The organism is Cyanobacterium sp. Dongsha4, from assembly GCF_036345015.1.
GTDB lineage: Bacteria > Cyanobacteriota > Cyanobacteriia > Cyanobacteriales > Cyanobacteriaceae > PCC-10605.
The window spans coordinates 1,813,529-1,831,241 of sequence record NZ_CP084098.1; the positions used below are offsets into that span (position 1 = coordinate 1,813,529).

The following is a 17,713-nucleotide window of genomic DNA, read 5'->3' on the forward strand; positions in this document are numbered from 1 at the left end:
AAATTCAATTTTATTTCTTGATCAATCAACATTGATAATTAATAATAGAGAATAGATATTTTATAGACAAAAAACTATAAAAGTAACGACAAGAACTAATCAAAAAATATTTAAACTGCCAACAAACTATGTTAACCCCAGAATCAATATTAGAAATATTAAAACCCGTTCAAGATCCAGAATTACAAAAAAGTTTAGTCGAACTGAATATGATTCGCAATGTTTCTGTTGAAGACGGAAATGTTAGCTTTACTTTGGTTTTAACAACTCCTGCTTGTCCTTTAAGAGAATTTATAGTTGAAGATTGCGAGAAAGCAGTAAAAAAATTAGATGGCGTAAAATCAGTAACAGTAGATGTAACGGCAGAAACACCCCAACAAAAACCTCTTCCTGACAGACAATCTGTTAATCAAGTGAAAAATATCATTGCCATTTCTAGTGGAAAAGGAGGAGTAGGCAAAAGTAGTGTTTCCGTTAATGTTGCGGTGGCTTTAGCTCAGAGTGGTGCAAAGGTGGGCTTATTAGATGCAGATATTTACGGACCTAACGCTCCGACAATGCTAGGCTTAAATGACGTTCCCATAAATGTAGAAAAAACCCCTCAAGGGGACATTCTTCAACCTGCTTTCAATCATGGTATCAAAATGGTATCAATGGGATTTTTAATTGATCCTGATCAACCTGTGATGTGGCGTGGACCTATGTTAAATGGTATTATCCGTCAATTTCTCTATCAGGTAAACTGGGGTGAGTTAGATTACTTAATTGTTGATATGCCTCCGGGTACAGGAGATGCTCAATTAACCCTTGCTCAATCTGTGCCTTTAGCTGGAGCGGTTATTGTTACCACTCCTCAAAATGTTTCTTTACAAGATGCTCGTAGGGGTTTAAAAATGTTTGAGCAGTTAGGTATTAATATTTTAGGTATTGTGGAAAATATGAGTTATTTTATTCCTCCCGATATGCCAGACAAGAGCTATGATTTATTTGGTTCTGGGGGTGGAGAAAAGGCTTCTAAAGAATTAAATGTTCCTTTGTTAGGTTGTATTCCTTTAGAAATTTCTTTAAGAGAAGGAGGCGATCGCGGCATTCCCATCGTAGCCCTTCAACCCCAGAGTGCTTCTGCTCAAGCCTTGAAAAAAATCGCCCAACAGATTGCAGGGAAAGTTTCTGTTATGGCTTTGAGATAATTTAGGTTTGTATCTAAGTTGTCTGGTGAAGGTAGGGAACAGGGAACAGGGAACAGTTAAAATATAGAATTGAGAATAAAGAATCAAGAAACCATTAATTTCTCCCCAACCCCCCAACACCCTAACTCCCTACTCGTTACTCATTACTCCAAAAAACTCCGAACTCCGAACTCAAAAACTTCCCTCTTGACATAGGTTTCTGAAACTGCGATAATAATAGTTTGTGTGAAGTTTAGCTTTATTAAACTCTTGGCTAACGTTATCGTAATCGGAGCCCAATGGGGCGATGAAGGAAAAGGAAAAATAACAGATTTACTCAGTAAATCAGCAGATGTGGTTGTTCGCTCCCAAGGGGGAGTGAATGCTGGTCATACCGTTGTGGTAAAAGACCAAAAGTTCAAACTACATTTAATTCCGTCGGGAATTTTGTATCCTGATACTGAGTGTATCATAGGTTCAGGCACTGTGATCGATCCGCAGGAATTATTAGAAGAAATTGATCAATTAAAAGATTTGAATGTTTCTACTGATAATTTATTTATCTCTCAAACTGCCCATGTAACGATGCCTTATCATCGTATTTTAGATCAAGCGGCGGAAGAAAAACGAGGTAAATATAAGATCGGCACGACTGGACGTGGCATTGGTCCGACTTATTCAGATAAAGCGGAAAGAATCGGCATTCGGATGTTAGATTTAATCCATTGCGATCGCTATCCTGATAAGATTGAGTGGACGATTAACTATAAAAATGCCGTTTTAGAAAAACTCTATGGTTTACCGCCTTTAGATGCAAAAGAAGTCACAAAAGAGTATCAGATTTATGCAGAGCGTTTACGCCCTTATGTCATTGACAGTTCTTTGAAAATTGATCAAGCTGTCAGACAGAAGAAAAATATCTTATTTGAAGGTGCTCAGGGAACTCTGTTAGACTTAGATCATGGTACTTACCCTTATGTAACTTCTTCTAATCCTATTGCTGGAGGTGCTTGTGTTGGTGCAGGTGTCGGTCCAACAATTATCGATCGCATCATTGGAGTGGCAAAGGCATACACAACCCGTGTGGGTGAAGGACCTTTCCCGACAGAATTAAGTGATGAGATAGGAGAACATCTAGGGGATAAGGGAGCAGAATTTGGCACAACTACAGGGCGCCGTCGTCGTTGTGGTTGGTTTGATGGAGTAATCGGACGTTATGCGGCTCGGATTAACGGTTTAGACTGCTTGGCAGTAACTAAATTAGACGTTTTAGACGAGTTGTCAGAAATAAAAGTCTGTGTTGCTTATGAAATTGATGGTGAAATCTGTCGAGAGTTTCCCACCCATGCCATGAAATTTGCTTCTTGTAAACCCGTGTACGAAACATTGCCCGGATGGCAACAATCCACAAGCAATTGTCGTACCTTAGAGGAATTACCAAAACAAGCATTAGATTATTTAAAATTCTTGGCTGAGTTGATGGAATTACCCATTGCGATCGTATCTTTAGGAGCAAGTAGAGATCAAACTATCATAGTCGAAGATCCTATTCACGGTCCTAAACGTGCTTTACTCGATGCCAACGGTGATCCTATTAATTCTTAAGTCGATATTATTAATCTCTAAACAAAATACTATGATTCTCTAGCATACTTTCTTGATTTTGTCAAGAGTAGTTTCCAGAGAACTTTCAAATAGTTAATCGCATTACTTAACAGAAAAATTTATAAGGAAATCAGTTAACTAAAATGTCAATTACATTGGAATGTAAAACTAGAGCAGAAGGTGGTAATCCTCGTGCATTGCGTCGTGAAGGGTTTATTCCAGCTAACTTATACGGACATAAAGGGGCAGAATCTGTATCCTTAGTGTTAAGTCAAAAAGAGGCTTTAACTCTGCTCAAAAACGCATCTGTCAATAACACCCTCGTGGAGTTAAGCGTTCCCGAAATCAACTGGAATGGTCAAGTTTTAATTAGAGAAGTACAGACTCATCCTTGGAAACGCAATCTACATCATATTAGCTTCTTTTGTCCCTCTGGAGATAAAGATGTAATCGTAGTTGTACCTTTAAAAATTGTCGGTCATTCTATTGGGATGTCCAAAGGGGGTATTATGGAACAAATGGTAACAGAAGTAAAAGTTCGCTGTTTGCCTGATAAGATTCCTCAATTCTTAGAAATGGACATCAGCCATGTGGATATTGGCAAAACTTTCTCTGTGGGTAATTTAGTTCTTCCTGAAGGTATTACTGTACTAGATGATCCTCATAAAAACATCATCGGTATTGTAGCACCTCGTAAAAAAGCCTAATAATATCCTAATTGGAAACAAAATTAATTGATTAGGTGTCAGGTGTCAGGTATCAGGTATCAGGTTAAATCATCAATAAAAGTAGCATTTTTTCCATGTGAAGATGCTTATTTATTAAAGTTTGTGGGGATTATATCTAGTAATTTATCACAACTACGGTACAAGAATTGAATTGTTGAAACGGGATCTCATTTTTCTTTAATTAATTAAAACTCTTTTTCTTTACTTTACCCTCACCTAAATATTTTTCAGCAACCCCTATTTGAGTCAAGTTATAATTGATATTTGTAGGGATTAGAGTCGGGGTAAAAGAGAATCTTTCCTTTCTTAATTATTTTGATTGCTAGTTATTAACTGAAAATTCTTGTTATTTTGATTGTTATGGATAAGGTTTTAGTCGGATTATCTGGAGGAGTAGATAGTTCTGTTGCGGCGGCGAGTTTGCAAAAACAAGGTTATCATGTGGAGGGTGTCACTCTCTGGTTAATGAAAGGGAAAGGGCAATGTTGTTCTGAAGGAATGGTGGATGCGGCTCATATTTGCGAACAATTAGGTATTAATCATCATATTGTTGATATTAGGGATGTTTTCCAAGAGAATATTATTGATTATTTGGTAACAGGTTATGAAGGGGGAGTCACTCCTTTACCTTGTTCTCAATGTAATCGCACGGTTAAGTTTCCCCCTATGTTAGAATATGCTCAAAATACGTTGGGTATTGATAAAATCGCTACGGGGCATTATGCTAGGGTTGTTTATGATGAAAGATGCGATCGCTTCCAGTTATTAAAAGCTATTGACGACAATAAAGATCAATCTTATTTTCTCTATGATTTACCCCAAGGAATTTTATCTCATCTAATTTTTCCTCTGGGAAATCAAACTAAAACCGAAACAAGGGCAATGGCGGAGGCTTTGAATTTAAAAACGGCAAAGAAACCAGAAAGTCAAGACTTATGCCTTATCGAAGCTCATGGTAATATGAAAGAGTTTTTAGATAAATACATAACTCCTAAGCAGGGGCAAATAGTTGATTTAGAAGGTAATATCTTAGGAGAACATGAAGGAATACATCACTATACCATCGGACAAAGACGGGGTTTAGGTATTGCTTATTCTGAACCCTTGTATGTACTTAAATTAGATCCTGTTATGAATAGAGTGATAGTTGGTACAAGAAATCAGGGTGGTGAAACAGAATGTTATGTAAATCGTGTCAATTGGGTTTCGATCGCATCTCCTGAAGTACCATTAAAAGCAGAAGCTAAAGTGAGATACCGTGCCACCCCTCAACAAGTGAATATCATCCCATTAGAGAATAATCGAGTTAAATTAGTTTTTGATGAACCGCAATTTGGTATTACTCCCGGACAAGCGGCGGTATTCTATCATCAGGAAATATTATTAGGTGGCGGTATTATTGAGAGAGAAAAATAAAAGGTTTAGACATAAGCAAGAGAGAATATTATTCTATCAAATAAATATTAAATGGATAAATTAGAAAAACTTAATTGGAATCCAAAAATACCCGATCAAAGAGTAAGAAAAATAAGGGGAGGTTTATACGGAAAAACCATAGGAAAAGTTGAGTACATAGGTGGTTATGGTTTAACTGCTATCATTAAATTTGGAGAAAATAAAATTGTAAAAGTGCCTGTAGATGAGCTTAAATATTGTCCTGAAGAAGAAACCATAAAAGATATTATAAAAGAGAAATTAGCCTTTAGTTCTCATCTTATTCTTAGACAAATTTTATCTTTTTACAAAATTAAATTATCACGGGAAAAATTATCTTTTCATTCTTCTATAAATTTTCATCTTAATTCAAAAAAAAGGATACTAATTATTTATCAATCAGGCAAAGATATAAAACAAGAATTAATAAGTATTTTAATCCAAGAAAATCTTAAATATCAAGAATTATCTTTTAAAGAATTAGTTAATTTACCAATTAAAAATGATAACACATATACTAATACTAATAATAATATTTTTATTCTTTCTTTACAGTCAATATTAAGCAGTAAAAATAAAGAAGAAAAATTAGATGTTTTCTTTAAAACTTATAACGACTATTTCCAAAATATAGTATTCTATGGAATCATTAATGCTATTAATAATAAAGAAAGTAAAACTTATCAAATAGCAAACAAAATATGTAGTTATCAGCAAAATTTAATTATTTTTCATCAACATATTAACAACGAAATATTAACTCTCTTGGGAAAGGTAGAACAAAATGATAATTTTATTAATTTTTTAACTGAACTAAAAAAAGAGGAAGATTCTAATTTATCACTAATTAAAACAATAGAAAAAGTTAGAATAAATAGTAAAGAGTTAATGACTTTTGTGATTGATAGCTTAGAATTACAGTATGATGGAACTATTGTTGAAAAAATAGAAGACGAAGATCAATTTAAAGACATTCTCAAAATTAAATTATTTGATTCTGCCCAAGCAGATTTAAAGGATTTTTGTGAGCAATTTCAACCAAGATTAAGAACATTTTTAACCGATCATGAATGCAAGTGTATCTTTAATTTTACTCAAAAACCTATTAAAATTCCTCCCTGTGTTGAATTTATTAATTTAGAACATCCCTTAATCAAATGGTTAAATCGTATAGAATTAAAACATTTATCCTTTGTGCCAGTATGTGCGATAAATTTGGAACTAGAAGATGTGAAAAAATCTAAAAATTTATCAACTTTAACCAAAGGAAATTATTTTTATAGTGTATATTATCTTATTCAAAATGAGATTAATTATCTAGTATATTTTGTGATTAATTTGGAAGATAACAAATTATTAGATAGTATTATTGCTAAAGAATTAATTGAATTTGCTAGTCAAGCGGGGAAAAATCCGATGGATGCCATCTATCAAGTTAATCAAATACCTAATTATTATGATGATTACTTAAGGTTGGAAGAAAAAATAACCGCTATTGGGGGAATGAATCTTAGTGCAGGTCTGATTTATGTAAAATAGACTGTTTAAACTATAGCAATTTTTTGTTAAATAGAAGTACACCTCGAACCCCTAAATCCCTTGCGAATTCAGGGGACTTACAAATCAAAAATGTATCTCATAAAAAAAATGTATCTCATAAAGATGAGAAAGGCTATATAATATTATTTTGATAGTTAAATATATTTAGAAATCCACAGAGAATTAAATATTTATGTCTTACAAAAAAAACTTGATGTAATCATTGGGCTGGATTTTGGTACAAGTTATACAAAAGTGTGCGTAGGGGTGAGAAGTGTCGCAGAGAATGAATTACCTAGAACGGAAGTTGTAACATTTGGGAATTCTGCAAAAGAAATCACAGAAAATTTTTTAATCAGTAAAGTGGGTATCGATAAAGATGGTACTTTATTTGGTGGCTTAACGGAATCGGAGTATGATAAAAGAAGCCAAAAAGACTCTTTAGAAGTTGACTTTCTGAAAATGCGTCTAGCGGAAATTGATTTAGATAAATATTTGTCTTTGACAAAAGAAGATGAAGAAAAGTTATCTCAGGGAAAAAAATTATTAGAAATAGTTGAATCTAAGTCAGGGTTAGATAAATTTGAAAAAAGTCAAGGGGATACAACTTTATTTTTTGGGCAACTTCCTCATTGGCAGAAAATAAATCTTAATGAAGTAGAATATATTGAAATTTTATCTGCTTATTTTCTTGCTAAAGTAATTGTGAGAACTAAGGATTGGTTTGTCAATAAATATCAAAGGGAATTAGATGTTGATAATTTGAATTGGTGTGTCAATTTAGGTGCGCCTGTACAGTATTTGGATTCTTTATCTAATGCCCGTTTTGAGAAAGTGTTATTATTGGCAAGATTGTTATGTGAAGATGAAAAACAGTTGGATTCTTTGAAATTACCTGATTTACAATCTCTTTGTCAAAAATTAAAACCTCAATTAAAAGAGGATATTCAAAATCAAGATATTCGTTATAAGGTGACATCAGAAGTTGCTGCTGGTGCTTTTGCTTATGCTACTTCAATTTCGGCTCAAAATGGTTATCTTTTGTATGTGGATATTGGTGGAGGCACTACGGAATTTTGTTATTTTTATTATCAAAAACAGGGTAGCAATGTGCCTGAAATTAATTGTCAAAATGCTTTTGCTCCCATTTTAGGTATTGAGGCAATTATTCACGATGTTCAATTAGAGTCTAATTTAGATAAACAAACTATCAAAAAACAACTAATTGATCCTGATACATCCATTGTAGAGGATTTAGATCGATTAATCATAAAAAGCCAAAAGCCTTTGAAACAAGGGGAAACTATTGCGGCAGTGGCAAAAAGACAACATCAAGCCGTGATGACTAATAATCATCAGAGTAATTCTTATTACTATATTACGAAAGAGGCGATCGAATCTGAATTAAAAACATCCCATACTTCTCAAGAAAAAATGCTTTATGAATTGATGCTTTGGGAAAGAGCAATACATCTTTATACGGCTTGTAAACCCCAAGAACAAATCCTTGTGGGGGGAGGAGGAAAAGATAGTGTCTTTTTCCGTCACTGTATTCAGTCAACCTATTCAGCTTTCAAACAGTTTAATAAACCTTCTACTTTCCAACCGAAACACTATGAAATTAAAGAAGTTTCATCAGGAGTTAAAATAGATAAAAATAACTTTGATATGAATGGAGTTAATCCTAAACATTTTCATCGTTTTGCTATTGCTTTTGGTTTATCAATTCCGAAGGAATTAACTTTGAGTTTCAAACTTCCTTCTCAAAATAGTATTCCTCCTATGCCTCCTATTGAAGAATCCAAAAAACCTGTATCTAAAGTAATTTTTGATGCTATTAGAGTAGTGACAGCTAAATAAATTTTGTAAAGGTAATAGGTGAGTGAGTAAAAATGGTGGGCGGTGCATCGCCCTACAAACAAATTTTCCCTGTTTGAATTTTTATTCCCATATCGGACAACTTAAGTCCCCTGACTTACGAGAAAAACGGATATTTTCACGATAATCTACAGGGCAGTCTATCACCGCAGGAACATCGTCTTCAAGGGCAGTTTTAAGGGTAGGAATGAGGTCTTCGGAGGATTCCACACGATAGCCTTTTAAACCCATACTCTCGGCAAATTTAACGAAGTCTGGATTACCAAAATCAACAAAACTTGTCGCACCAAATTGATTCATTTGTTTCCAGCCGATTAAGCCATATCCATTGTCGTTAAATATCAGTGTCACAAAGGGAGTTTTTGCCCTTAAGGCGGTTTCTAATTCTTGACAATTCATCATAAAACCTCCATCTCCGGTTACTGCCACGACTTTTTTATCAGGGTGAACTAACTTAGCTGCGATCGCACCGGGAATAGCGATCCCCATAGCGGCAAAACCGTTGGAAATAATACAAGTATTAGGGGCTTCACCGTGGTAGTGTCTTGCCATCCACATTTTATGAGCTCCCACGTCAGAAATAACTATATCTTCAGAACCCATTACCTGTCTTAAATCATAGATGATTTTTTGGGGTTTGATGGGAAATCCCTCATCATGGGCATATTGTTCGTAGTCTTCCCGAATTTCCTGTTTGAGAGTGGCCGCAAAAGGTAAAGGTTTAGAAGTGCGATCGCATCTTTTAATAATTTCATTTAAAGCATCGCTAATATCCCCAATTACTTCCACCGTAGGAATATAACTACTATCAATTTCAGCAGAAGTTTCAGCAATGTGAACAATGGGAATTGTGCCATCAGGATTCCAGCGTTTTGGAGAATATTCAATTAAATCATAACCAATCGCAATCACCAAATCACTTTTTTCAAAGGCACAGGTAATAAAATCTCTCTGTTGCAAACCTACAGTCCATAATGCCAGAGGATGAAGATAGGGAATAGTACCTTTACCCATAAAAGTATTCGCAACGGGAATATTTAATTCTGTGGCAAATTGGGTCAACGCATCCGCCGCTTTTGCTCGAATTGTGCCATTTCCTGCCAAAATTAACGGATTTTTGGCTTTTGCGATCGCCACTGCCGCACTATTAACACTTTTAAAAGAGGCATAGATTTTTTCTCGACTGTCAATGCGTAAAGGAGAACCTTGAACTTCCATCGCCGCAATATTTTCAGGTAAATCAATATGTACCGCTCCGGGTTTTTCCTTCTCTGCCACCTTAAAAGCCTTCCTTACCACTTCGGGAGTTATACCTGGTCGTACAATTTGTTTATTCCATTTAGTAACAGGAGCAAACATCGCCACAAGATCGAGGTATTGATGTGACTCGATGTGCATACGATCCGTCCCCACCTGCCCTGTAATTGCCACCAAAGGAGCTCCATCTAAATTAGCATCAGCAACCCCCGTCATTAAATTTGTCGCCCCCGGCCCCAAAGTGGAAAGACAAACCCCCGCTTTGCCTGTCAAACGCCCATATACATCAGCCATAAATGCCGCTCCCTGTTCGTGGCGAGTGGTGATAAACTGAATGGAAGATTCCTTTAAGGCTTCAAGAATATGTAAATTTTCCTCCCCCGGTAAGCCGAAAATATATTCAACTCCTTCATTTTCCAAACATTTAATTAATAGTTCTGCCGTGTTCATTTGCCCCCCACTTTGATTTATTATCTTTAATTGATGTTTAAATTGATTATGTTCAATCTAGTTGTTATATTCTAGGAAAAGGGTTTTTTACCGTTGCCAATAGAGGCGATTGATTTGATCCTACTAATTTCATCTTAACTTTTTCATCTGATATAGAGAGTGTGAGCGTCATTAATTCTTCTGATTTTTCTGCTAATTCTAACCCCGATTCTACTTTTCTCCTAGATCATCCTGCTATTGGTATTCCCGATCATCCCTTACAATATAGAGCAATAGGTGTCATTCAAGGAATATATGAACCTTCACAAAATGCTTTAACTAAAGGAATTATTACTACTGCTGACAATCAAATTTTTCATACTGTACTATTGGGGAAAGCTATTGGTGCAGTTAAAAATCATGTGGATTTAGACCAAGTACAAAATTGGGTTGTCTATCCTCATACTATTCCAGACACAGATAATATTCATTTTCAAATAGCAGGAATCTATCAACCTCAAACAAATATTCCAGACATTTTACCTGATAATTATTTTTCTATTAGAGGGGATATAGCTTATTCTTCTAAATATAAAGAAAAAGTTATTGTTAAAATAAATCAAGGTCAATCTCGCCAAAAACCCAATTATTTTAAACTAGAATTAAAAGGCAAAATTCCTAATAACCAAATTAGACATTTTTTTACTTTTAGTGTTTGTTTAGAGGGCAAAATTTTACGAATCAAAAAATATTTAGATTTAGGTTTAATTGGTTTTAATTATCGATGATAGTAGCTCTGTCACTTCTTGTCGTGTCAATTATTTCTCAGGAAAAGGTTTTCAGGTTTCAGGTTGCAGGTGTCAGGTGAAATAAAATACTTCCTAATACCTCAATCCCCTAAAACCCTAACTATCCGCACCAATCATCACTTATTTCTACTCAATATATTATTAACATGAATGATAAATTTGTGAACCAAGAAAAAAAAATTACTGCCGTTATTTTGGCGGGAGGATTTGGCACAAGGGTAAAACATTTATTACCAGATATACCTAAACCGATGGCGAAGGTTTTAGATAAGCCTTTTCTTGAGTGGATTATTCGTTATTTACATCAACAAAATATCAATAATTTTCTTCTTTCTACAGGGTATTTATCAACGGTAATTGAAGATTATTTTCATCCACATCTATTTAATAATTTATCTATCAAATGCTACGAGGAATTAGAACCTTTAGGCACTGGAGGCGGCTTTATTAATGCAGTTAAACAAGATAAAAGTTATACAGATTATTGGTTAATAGCAAATGGAGATTCTCTTATTTTTAGCGATTTAAAACCTTTTTTTGAGTGTTTAAATGATGAAACTGTAGAAGGAGCTATTTTAGGTTTGACGGTGGAAGATGCTTCTCGTTACGGTTCTTTAAAATTTGATGATGATTATAACTTAATTAGTTTTGCCGAAAAAAAAGAGGGTAAAGGTATTATTAATGGTGGAATATATCTTTTAAAAAATGATGTTTTAGCTAAGTTTCCTCAGAGTCAGAAATTAAGTTTTGAATATGATATTTTTCCTTATTTACTAAGTCAAGGTTGTAAAATAAAAGTCCATATTACTTCCGCTCCTTTTTTAGATATTGGCACACCTGAAACTTTAATTCAAGCGGAAAAGTTTATTGCTGAAAATTGGCAATCTTTTTAACGGGGGAGAAAAATTAAGCGTTGGTGAATTAAGCTATGATTTTTAGTTTAAATGCAAATTAACTTACAAGGAGGATAAATCTTTGCAATTTCAGCAGTTATGGCATAAACAATCACAAAAATTATGGATAGTTTCTATTATCTGTATCGGTATTGTTTGTTGGTTAGCTTTTTTGATGGGTTTAGGAAATATTGGTTTAATCGACAAAACAGAGGCTTTATATGTAGAAGTTGCCCGTCAAATGGTGCTTACAGGTAATTGGATTAGCCCCCATTGGAATGGAGATTATTTTTATTCTTATCCTGCGGGGGGATATTGGTTTCTGGCATTAAGTTTTAAAATTTTTGGTATCAGTGAATGGGCGGCTAGATTCCCAGTGGCTTTAAGTGCGATCGCATCTGTGTTTGTGGTATTTTATACTTTACGTTATTTTGGCTTTATTGGTGAAAAACCAGAAATTAATTCGCCACAGTTATGGTTAACCGCTTGGATTGGTGCAGGTATTATGGCATTAAATCCCTATTGGATAGCTTGGGGCAGAGTGGCAGTGTCAGATATGTTACTATCTAGTTTTATTGGCTTGTCGATGCTATCTTTTTTTCTGGGTTATGCTCAACCTGAGAAACCAAAGCAACAAACGGTTTATTATTGTCTGTCTCCCATTTTAGCTGCGATCGCAGTTTTAATCAAAGGTCCTATTGGTATTATTTTACCAGTGTTAGGAATAGGTGCTTTTTTGATATATGTGGGCAAATTTTGGGAAATTTTTTGGGAAATGAAGCCTTTTCGTGCATTAGCTTTATTTTTGCTTGTTTCTCTCCCTTGGTATATCATGGCTACCATTTTTGACGGAGAAATTTTTATCAATGAATTTATCCTAGAAAGTAACTTTCAACGCTTTACAGAAGTTGTTTTTAACCATCCAGGACCTTGGTACTATTATATTATTTGGGCTACGGTATTAATGTTACCTTGGTCAATTTATTTCCCCATAGCCGTCATCCAATTATCTTGTTGGCGTATTCAAACTGTAAGACAATCTGCCCGTAATTCTCACTTAGGAATATATGCTTTTGCGTGGTTTATTACCACTTTCGTTTTTTTCTCCTCCGCCGATACTAAATTACAGGGTTATACTCTTCCTATTACCCCCGCAGTAGTAATTATTTTAGCCTTATTTTGGGGCGAAAAACTGAGGGAAAATAACAACCATAAAAATAAAAATAATTGGCTATTTATAATTAGCAGTATTGTTAATATTTTAATTCTTATTACACTTGCGATCGCATCTGGGATTAGCGGTAAATTAATAGGAGAAGATCCCACCGCTCCCACCTTAGCAGAGAATTTAGTAACATCAGGAATCCCCATTATGGCGGCAATTTCTTGGGGGACAGGTGCTATACTAGGCATTTATTTATTATCTAAAAAAAGGCTAAGAAAATGGCTTTGGAGTGCTAATTTTATCGCTTTTCTCAGTTTTGTTACCCTAACTTTTCCTCCATTAATTCCTCTTTTAGATCGAGAAAGACAATTAGATTTTAGAGAAATATCAAAACAAATTTCCCAAGTAATCAAACCAGAAGAAGAAGTATTTTTATTAGGTTTTACTCGCTATAGTACCGTTTATTATAGTAACCAAAACATTAATTTTATTTATGACACATCAGAACTAAAAGAGTTTTTAAAAACTCACACAATACCTAGTGACACTATAATTATTCTGGGAGAATCTAACTACTTAAATAACAGTAAAATTAATGATATAAGCTACGAAATTTTATCAGAAAAACAAGCCTACAAATTAATTAGAATTGATAAAAAATTGATAATGAGTAATGAGCATTAGAGCTAGGGGAGAAGGCAAAGAGCGCTCATGCACTCCCTTCAGTCGTGAACGGAGTTAGGAAAGAGGTTTAAGAAGTACCTTTAAGCGATTCTGAAGGAGTAATGTTATCGGTGTTAGTATCGGTATAATTGTCGGTATTGTTATCAGTTATTCTTGCCAATGTTCCTTCAGACAACACTATGGACAAAGTATCGGTATTGCTATCGGTATAAATTAACCGATGAACCACCTCTGATAGCTCATCGAGCTTAGATTGAATGGGTATTAGCTCATCCTTAATTAATTGCTTTACCCCTTTCTCAGTTATCGGTATGGTATCAGCATATTTATCGGTATCATACTTTTTTATCAGTTCATTTCCATCGAGAAAAGATTGTATCCCTAGCTCTAAAAGATAAAGTAGAGTCTGTGTTATTTCTGGTTTTCCACTGATGTGATGAATCCTTGCAGAAAAACTATTAGCCGCTATTTTTGATATTTGCTCATAAACATCAATGGGCAATTTAATATCTAAACGATGAAAGTCATTATTAACTCTTTTAGCAGTCATATCGGTATATTAATCGGTATTTTTATCGGTTAGCTACTCCTATATTATCAGTAAATAGAGTTATGTTGGTACAGCAATCGGTTTAAAATTATTGTTTATCGATATAAGACACATTAATTATTGGTATAACTATCGGTATTGTTGTCGGCATAAATAAGCAATAATAAAAATATAGGTTTTAACTATTGTTATTGAATTACTCAAACTGAAGAAAGAGGGAATAGACTATTGCTGATTTACCTTTTCCTGAAGATGAAAAGTTAACAGCTTCTCAACATTTTAATTATCCTATTGCTATCTCATCCTGAAGGGGATAATTACCTCTACTTTAATAGAGGTTAAGGGATATTAAGAATATCTTTGTTTATGGATAAAAATACTTAGAATGAGGTCAGTGTAAAACTAAAGACCAGTAATTTTTGATCATGACGACACTTAATGGGCAAGTTATTGCCAATGGACAGGGTATCAGATTTGGACAGGTATTGGTATATAAATCAGATTTAAAAGAGGCTAATCTTGTTGGACAAACCACCACTAATGCTAATGGTTCATTTGAATTTAATTTAGACAATTTTAGTGAAGATGATCTTTTTTATATTGTCGCTTCTGAAAGTAATGCCGAAGATAGTGAAGTTATCCTAATCAATGCTATTGGTAGTGTTAACCCTAATTCAGATAGTCAAAATGTAACCATCAATGAACGAACTACTATCGCCTCCACTTATGCTTTAGCACAGTTTATCGGCGATGATGGTACTATTTTTGGTCCTTCTCCGGGATTAGATAATGCTTTTTCCATTGTGCCTAACATTGCCAATATTGAAACAGGGGAAGCAGGAGTAATTATTGCCAATGAAGATAATGAAGAAGCCCTGTTAATTTTTAATACTCTGGTTAATACTTTATCTGCTAGTATCGCCACTCAACAAAATCGCAATACTCTTTTTGATATAACTACTTTACCAAACGGCGATCGCCCTGAAAGCACTTTTGAGGCATTATTTAATTTAGCAGAAGAATTAAACCAAACCCTGAGTGAAGCCAATGCCAGAAGTTTTTTCCGTTTAGCCGAATCAGCTTCTAATCCTTTACCAATGTTAGAGGAATTTCGCACCACTTTACCGATTCCTCTTCACTATACCGAGGGTGGAATGTATGCAGTCGGGAGAATGGCTTTTGATAGTCAGGGTAACGCTTGGATTGCTAATAATTGGGATTATCAGTCTTTTCTTAATGGAGAGGGCGATCGCATCCCCGCCAGTCAGATAACGGTTTTAAATCCAGCAGGAGAACCAATTTTAGGTAGTCCTATTGTTGATAGCCCCATTCCCGACACCAGTTTAGTTAATGGGGTAGGTTACGGAGTAGCGGTAGGAGTTGATGATAAAGCATGGTTTGCTAACTATGGTAACGGTTCTATTGTTCGCTTTACCCCTGACTTTGAAAATAACACGGCTAATTTAGACCTGTGGAGTAGTGTAGGTATCCAAGAAAATGATAACCCCCAAGGAATTGCGATTGATCAAGAAGGCAACCTTTGGATTCCCAATAGTGGGGGCTTTGCAGATTTGGATGATTTAGGCTCAGTCACCGTTTATCCTCAAGGTAATCCATCTCAGGCGGTTACTTTCACAGATAATGATGTCATTGGTAAACCCTTTAACATTACCATTGATAACGAAGGATTGGCATGGGTAACAAATGATCAAGCAGGAAATAGCAGTGTTACTGTCCTCGACTATGAAGATGGAGAAATCAAATTAATCGAGAATATTCCCACCAACGCACCTACCACATCTCCTCCTTTTCCTCACACCTTTGGCACCCCGAGAACCCTTGCTTTCGATACAGATGGCAACGCATGGGTTACAAATTGGACAACTTCGAGTCTAACTTTCATTGATAAAGAGACAAAAGAAACTCAAGAATTTCCCCTTGGTTTAGAAAATTTCGGCTTGTGGGGCTTATCTGTGGACTCAGGAAATCAAGTTTGGGCAGGAGGTTTTGATAATTTTAGTTTAGTACTCCTCAATCAAGAAAATTCCAGAAATTCCACTGTTTTTGAAAGTGAAGCTCTACAACATATTACAGCCGTGCAAGTTGACCCTAGTGGCAATGTTTGGTTAGCTAACAACTGGACAAGAGAAAGTTCTGTATCAGATCCAGAAAATATAGTTGGTGGTGATGGGGTTGTACAATTTGTTGGTTTAGCAGATCCCGTTGAGCCTCCTTTAATTGGTACACCAATAGATCCAGCCGATAAGCCTGAAAACCTTTTAACCACTACCTTTAATCGTTTTCAAAATAGCGATCGCCCCGGCACTTATTTATATGCTAACGAAACAGAAAGCGAAGTTATCCGCCGAGACTTTACCAACTTTGTCGAAGAAGGATTTGCGTTTAAAGCCTCCAGTACAGAAAATGATACTTTAATTCGTTTAAATCGTTTTCAAAATACGGATGTCCCCGGAACTTATCTTTATGCTAACGAAACAGAAAGCATCAGTATTCGGCAAAATAATCCTAACTTTGTGGAAGAGGGAATCGCTTTTTATGCCTATGACGCAGATGCTGATATGGCTACAGACTTTTACCGTTTTCAAAATACCCAACAACCCGGTACATATCTCTATGTTACAGAGACAGAAAAAAACAATATCTTGGAAAATTTCCCTCAATTCACCCTTGAAGGCGTAGCTTTTGAAGCGTTGACATAAATTAACCTCAATTAAATAATTAGGGGTTAATGAAAAAGTGGTGTCAGAAGTGTGAACAAAAGAGAATAGGCAACATGAAAGAAGCAATTAACAATTAGTAATTAGCAATTGAAGAATAAGTTTTCCCCTAATCCCCTATTCCTCAATCTCTCACTCTGAACCCAAGTTCACTAATTATCTGGAACGATGTCAGGTTATAATTACTACCATTGCTTAATATGATGATTTTTTTATAAGAATGGATATTCATAATTTTTTAGATAAATTTGTTGGTGATTGGTTTTCTCAACGCACTACTTATCATCTTCCTCAAAATCAAGTAGATAATGCAAAAGCTAATGTTACTCTTACTCTTTTAACTGCTGATGATAGCAAAATAACTCAGTTAGCCAACCAATATCATTTGAATCTCGATTTGAGTTTAGGTGCGTTCGGGGTAGCCGCACCCTTGGTGCTCGCATCTAGTTGGGATAATTCACCTGATTGGGGAAAACCAAAACAAACGGGAGAAAGTTTAATGTTAATATTTCGTTCTGAAGATGATCTCAATAAAGGTAATATTGTCAGAATTACGAACTCATCGGAAGTAGTTAAGGGAGAATATGTTTTAGCAGAAGATGAATCATTAATTTTAAGAATAACAAAAGATGATCAATACCTTGAGGAAAGAATTAATTTTGCCAGTGATAATTTACGTCTAAGAAATACTATTTTCAAACACAATAATCAAGTACGACAAACTTGCTTTTATTCCGAAATCAAAAGAGTAGTTAAAAAAGAAGATTAGTTTAATAATTTTAATGATAAATAATTATCTATAATTTCATCAAAATAATATTTGAAAACTAAATTT

The 17,713-nt window shown here is 34.9% G+C and carries 13 protein-coding genes; 11 read left to right on the forward strand and 2 right to left on the reverse strand.

Annotated elements, in window-relative coordinates:
* Positions 1-128 precede the first annotated feature (128 nt).
* The 6 genes from Dongsha4_RS07810 (at position 129) to Dongsha4_RS07835 (ending at position 8,335) form a co-directional block, all read left to right on the forward strand.
* Complete coding sequence (locus Dongsha4_RS07810; protein WP_330205114.1) at positions 129-1,190, forward strand: Mrp/NBP35 family ATP-binding protein; 1,062 nt, start codon at positions 129-131, stop codon at positions 1,188-1,190.
* Between the two features lie 249 nt (positions 1,191-1,439).
* A complete protein-coding gene (locus Dongsha4_RS07815; RefSeq protein ID WP_330205115.1) occupies positions 1,440-2,774 on the forward strand; it encodes an adenylosuccinate synthase in 1,335 nt (444 codons plus the stop codon).
* Positions 2,775-2,917: 143 nt separating this feature from the next.
* The gene (locus Dongsha4_RS07820; protein ID WP_330205116.1) at positions 2,918-3,481 is read left to right on the forward strand and encodes a 50S ribosomal protein L25/general stress protein Ctc; all 564 of its coding nucleotides are present in this window, start codon (positions 2,918-2,920) and stop codon (positions 3,479-3,481) included.
* Between the two features lie 381 nt (positions 3,482-3,862).
* On the forward strand, positions 3,863-4,918 hold the full coding sequence (mnmA, locus tag Dongsha4_RS07825) for a tRNA 2-thiouridine(34) synthase MnmA (protein ID WP_330205117.1): 1,056 nt from the start codon (positions 3,863-3,865) through the stop codon (positions 4,916-4,918).
* 51 nt (positions 4,919-4,969) lie between these two features.
* A complete protein-coding gene (locus tag Dongsha4_RS07830; protein ID WP_330205118.1) occupies positions 4,970-6,475 on the forward strand; it encodes a hypothetical protein in 1,506 nt (501 codons plus the stop codon).
* Positions 6,476-6,742: 267 nt separating this feature from the next.
* Entirely contained in the window at positions 6,743-8,335 is a 1,593-nt protein-coding gene (locus tag Dongsha4_RS07835) for a hypothetical protein (protein ID WP_330205119.1), read from the forward strand.
* A gap of 81 nt (positions 8,336-8,416) precedes the next feature.
* On the opposite strand, the gene Dongsha4_RS07840 is transcribed toward Dongsha4_RS07835, so the two are convergent.
* Positions 8,417-10,060 carry an acetolactate synthase large subunit gene (locus Dongsha4_RS07840; RefSeq protein ID WP_330205120.1) on the reverse strand — a complete coding sequence of 548 codons (1,644 nt, stop codon included), beginning with the start codon at positions 10,058-10,060 and terminating at the stop codon, positions 8,417-8,419.
* 161 nt (positions 10,061-10,221) lie between these two features.
* On the opposite strand from Dongsha4_RS07840, the gene Dongsha4_RS07845 reads away from it, so the two are divergent.
* The 3 genes from Dongsha4_RS07845 (at position 10,222) to Dongsha4_RS07855 (ending at position 13,590) form a co-directional block, all read left to right on the forward strand.
* On the forward strand, positions 10,222-10,827 hold the full coding sequence (locus Dongsha4_RS07845) for a 2-dehydropantoate 2-reductase (RefSeq protein ID WP_330205121.1): 606 nt from the start codon (positions 10,222-10,224) through the stop codon (positions 10,825-10,827).
* Between the two features lie 167 nt (positions 10,828-10,994).
* Positions 10,995-11,741, forward strand: a complete 747-nt coding sequence (locus Dongsha4_RS07850) for a nucleotidyltransferase family protein (protein WP_330205122.1) — start codon at positions 10,995-10,997, stop codon at positions 11,739-11,741.
* 82 nt (positions 11,742-11,823) lie between these two features.
* Positions 11,824-13,590, forward strand: a complete 1,767-nt coding sequence (locus tag Dongsha4_RS07855; protein WP_330205123.1) for a glycosyltransferase family 39 protein — start codon at positions 11,824-11,826, stop codon at positions 13,588-13,590.
* Between the two features lie 67 nt (positions 13,591-13,657).
* On the opposite strand, the gene Dongsha4_RS07860 is transcribed toward Dongsha4_RS07855, so the two are convergent.
* Positions 13,658-14,140: a hypothetical protein gene (locus tag Dongsha4_RS07860; RefSeq protein ID WP_330205124.1), complete on the reverse strand. Its 483-nt coding sequence runs from the start codon at positions 14,138-14,140 to the stop codon at positions 13,658-13,660.
* Between the two features lie 425 nt (positions 14,141-14,565).
* Between Dongsha4_RS07860 and Dongsha4_RS07865 the strand changes: the two genes are divergently transcribed.
* Both Dongsha4_RS07865 and Dongsha4_RS07870 read left to right on the forward strand, forming a co-directional pair.
* Positions 14,566-16,860: a hypothetical protein gene (locus Dongsha4_RS07865; protein ID WP_330205125.1), complete on the forward strand. Its 2,295-nt coding sequence runs from the start codon at positions 14,566-14,568 to the stop codon at positions 16,858-16,860.
* A gap of 238 nt (positions 16,861-17,098) precedes the next feature.
* The gene (locus Dongsha4_RS07870; protein WP_330205126.1) at positions 17,099-17,647 is read left to right on the forward strand and encodes a phycobiliprotein lyase; all 549 of its coding nucleotides are present in this window, start codon (positions 17,099-17,101) and stop codon (positions 17,645-17,647) included.
* The last annotated feature ends 66 nt before the right edge of the window (positions 17,648-17,713 follow it).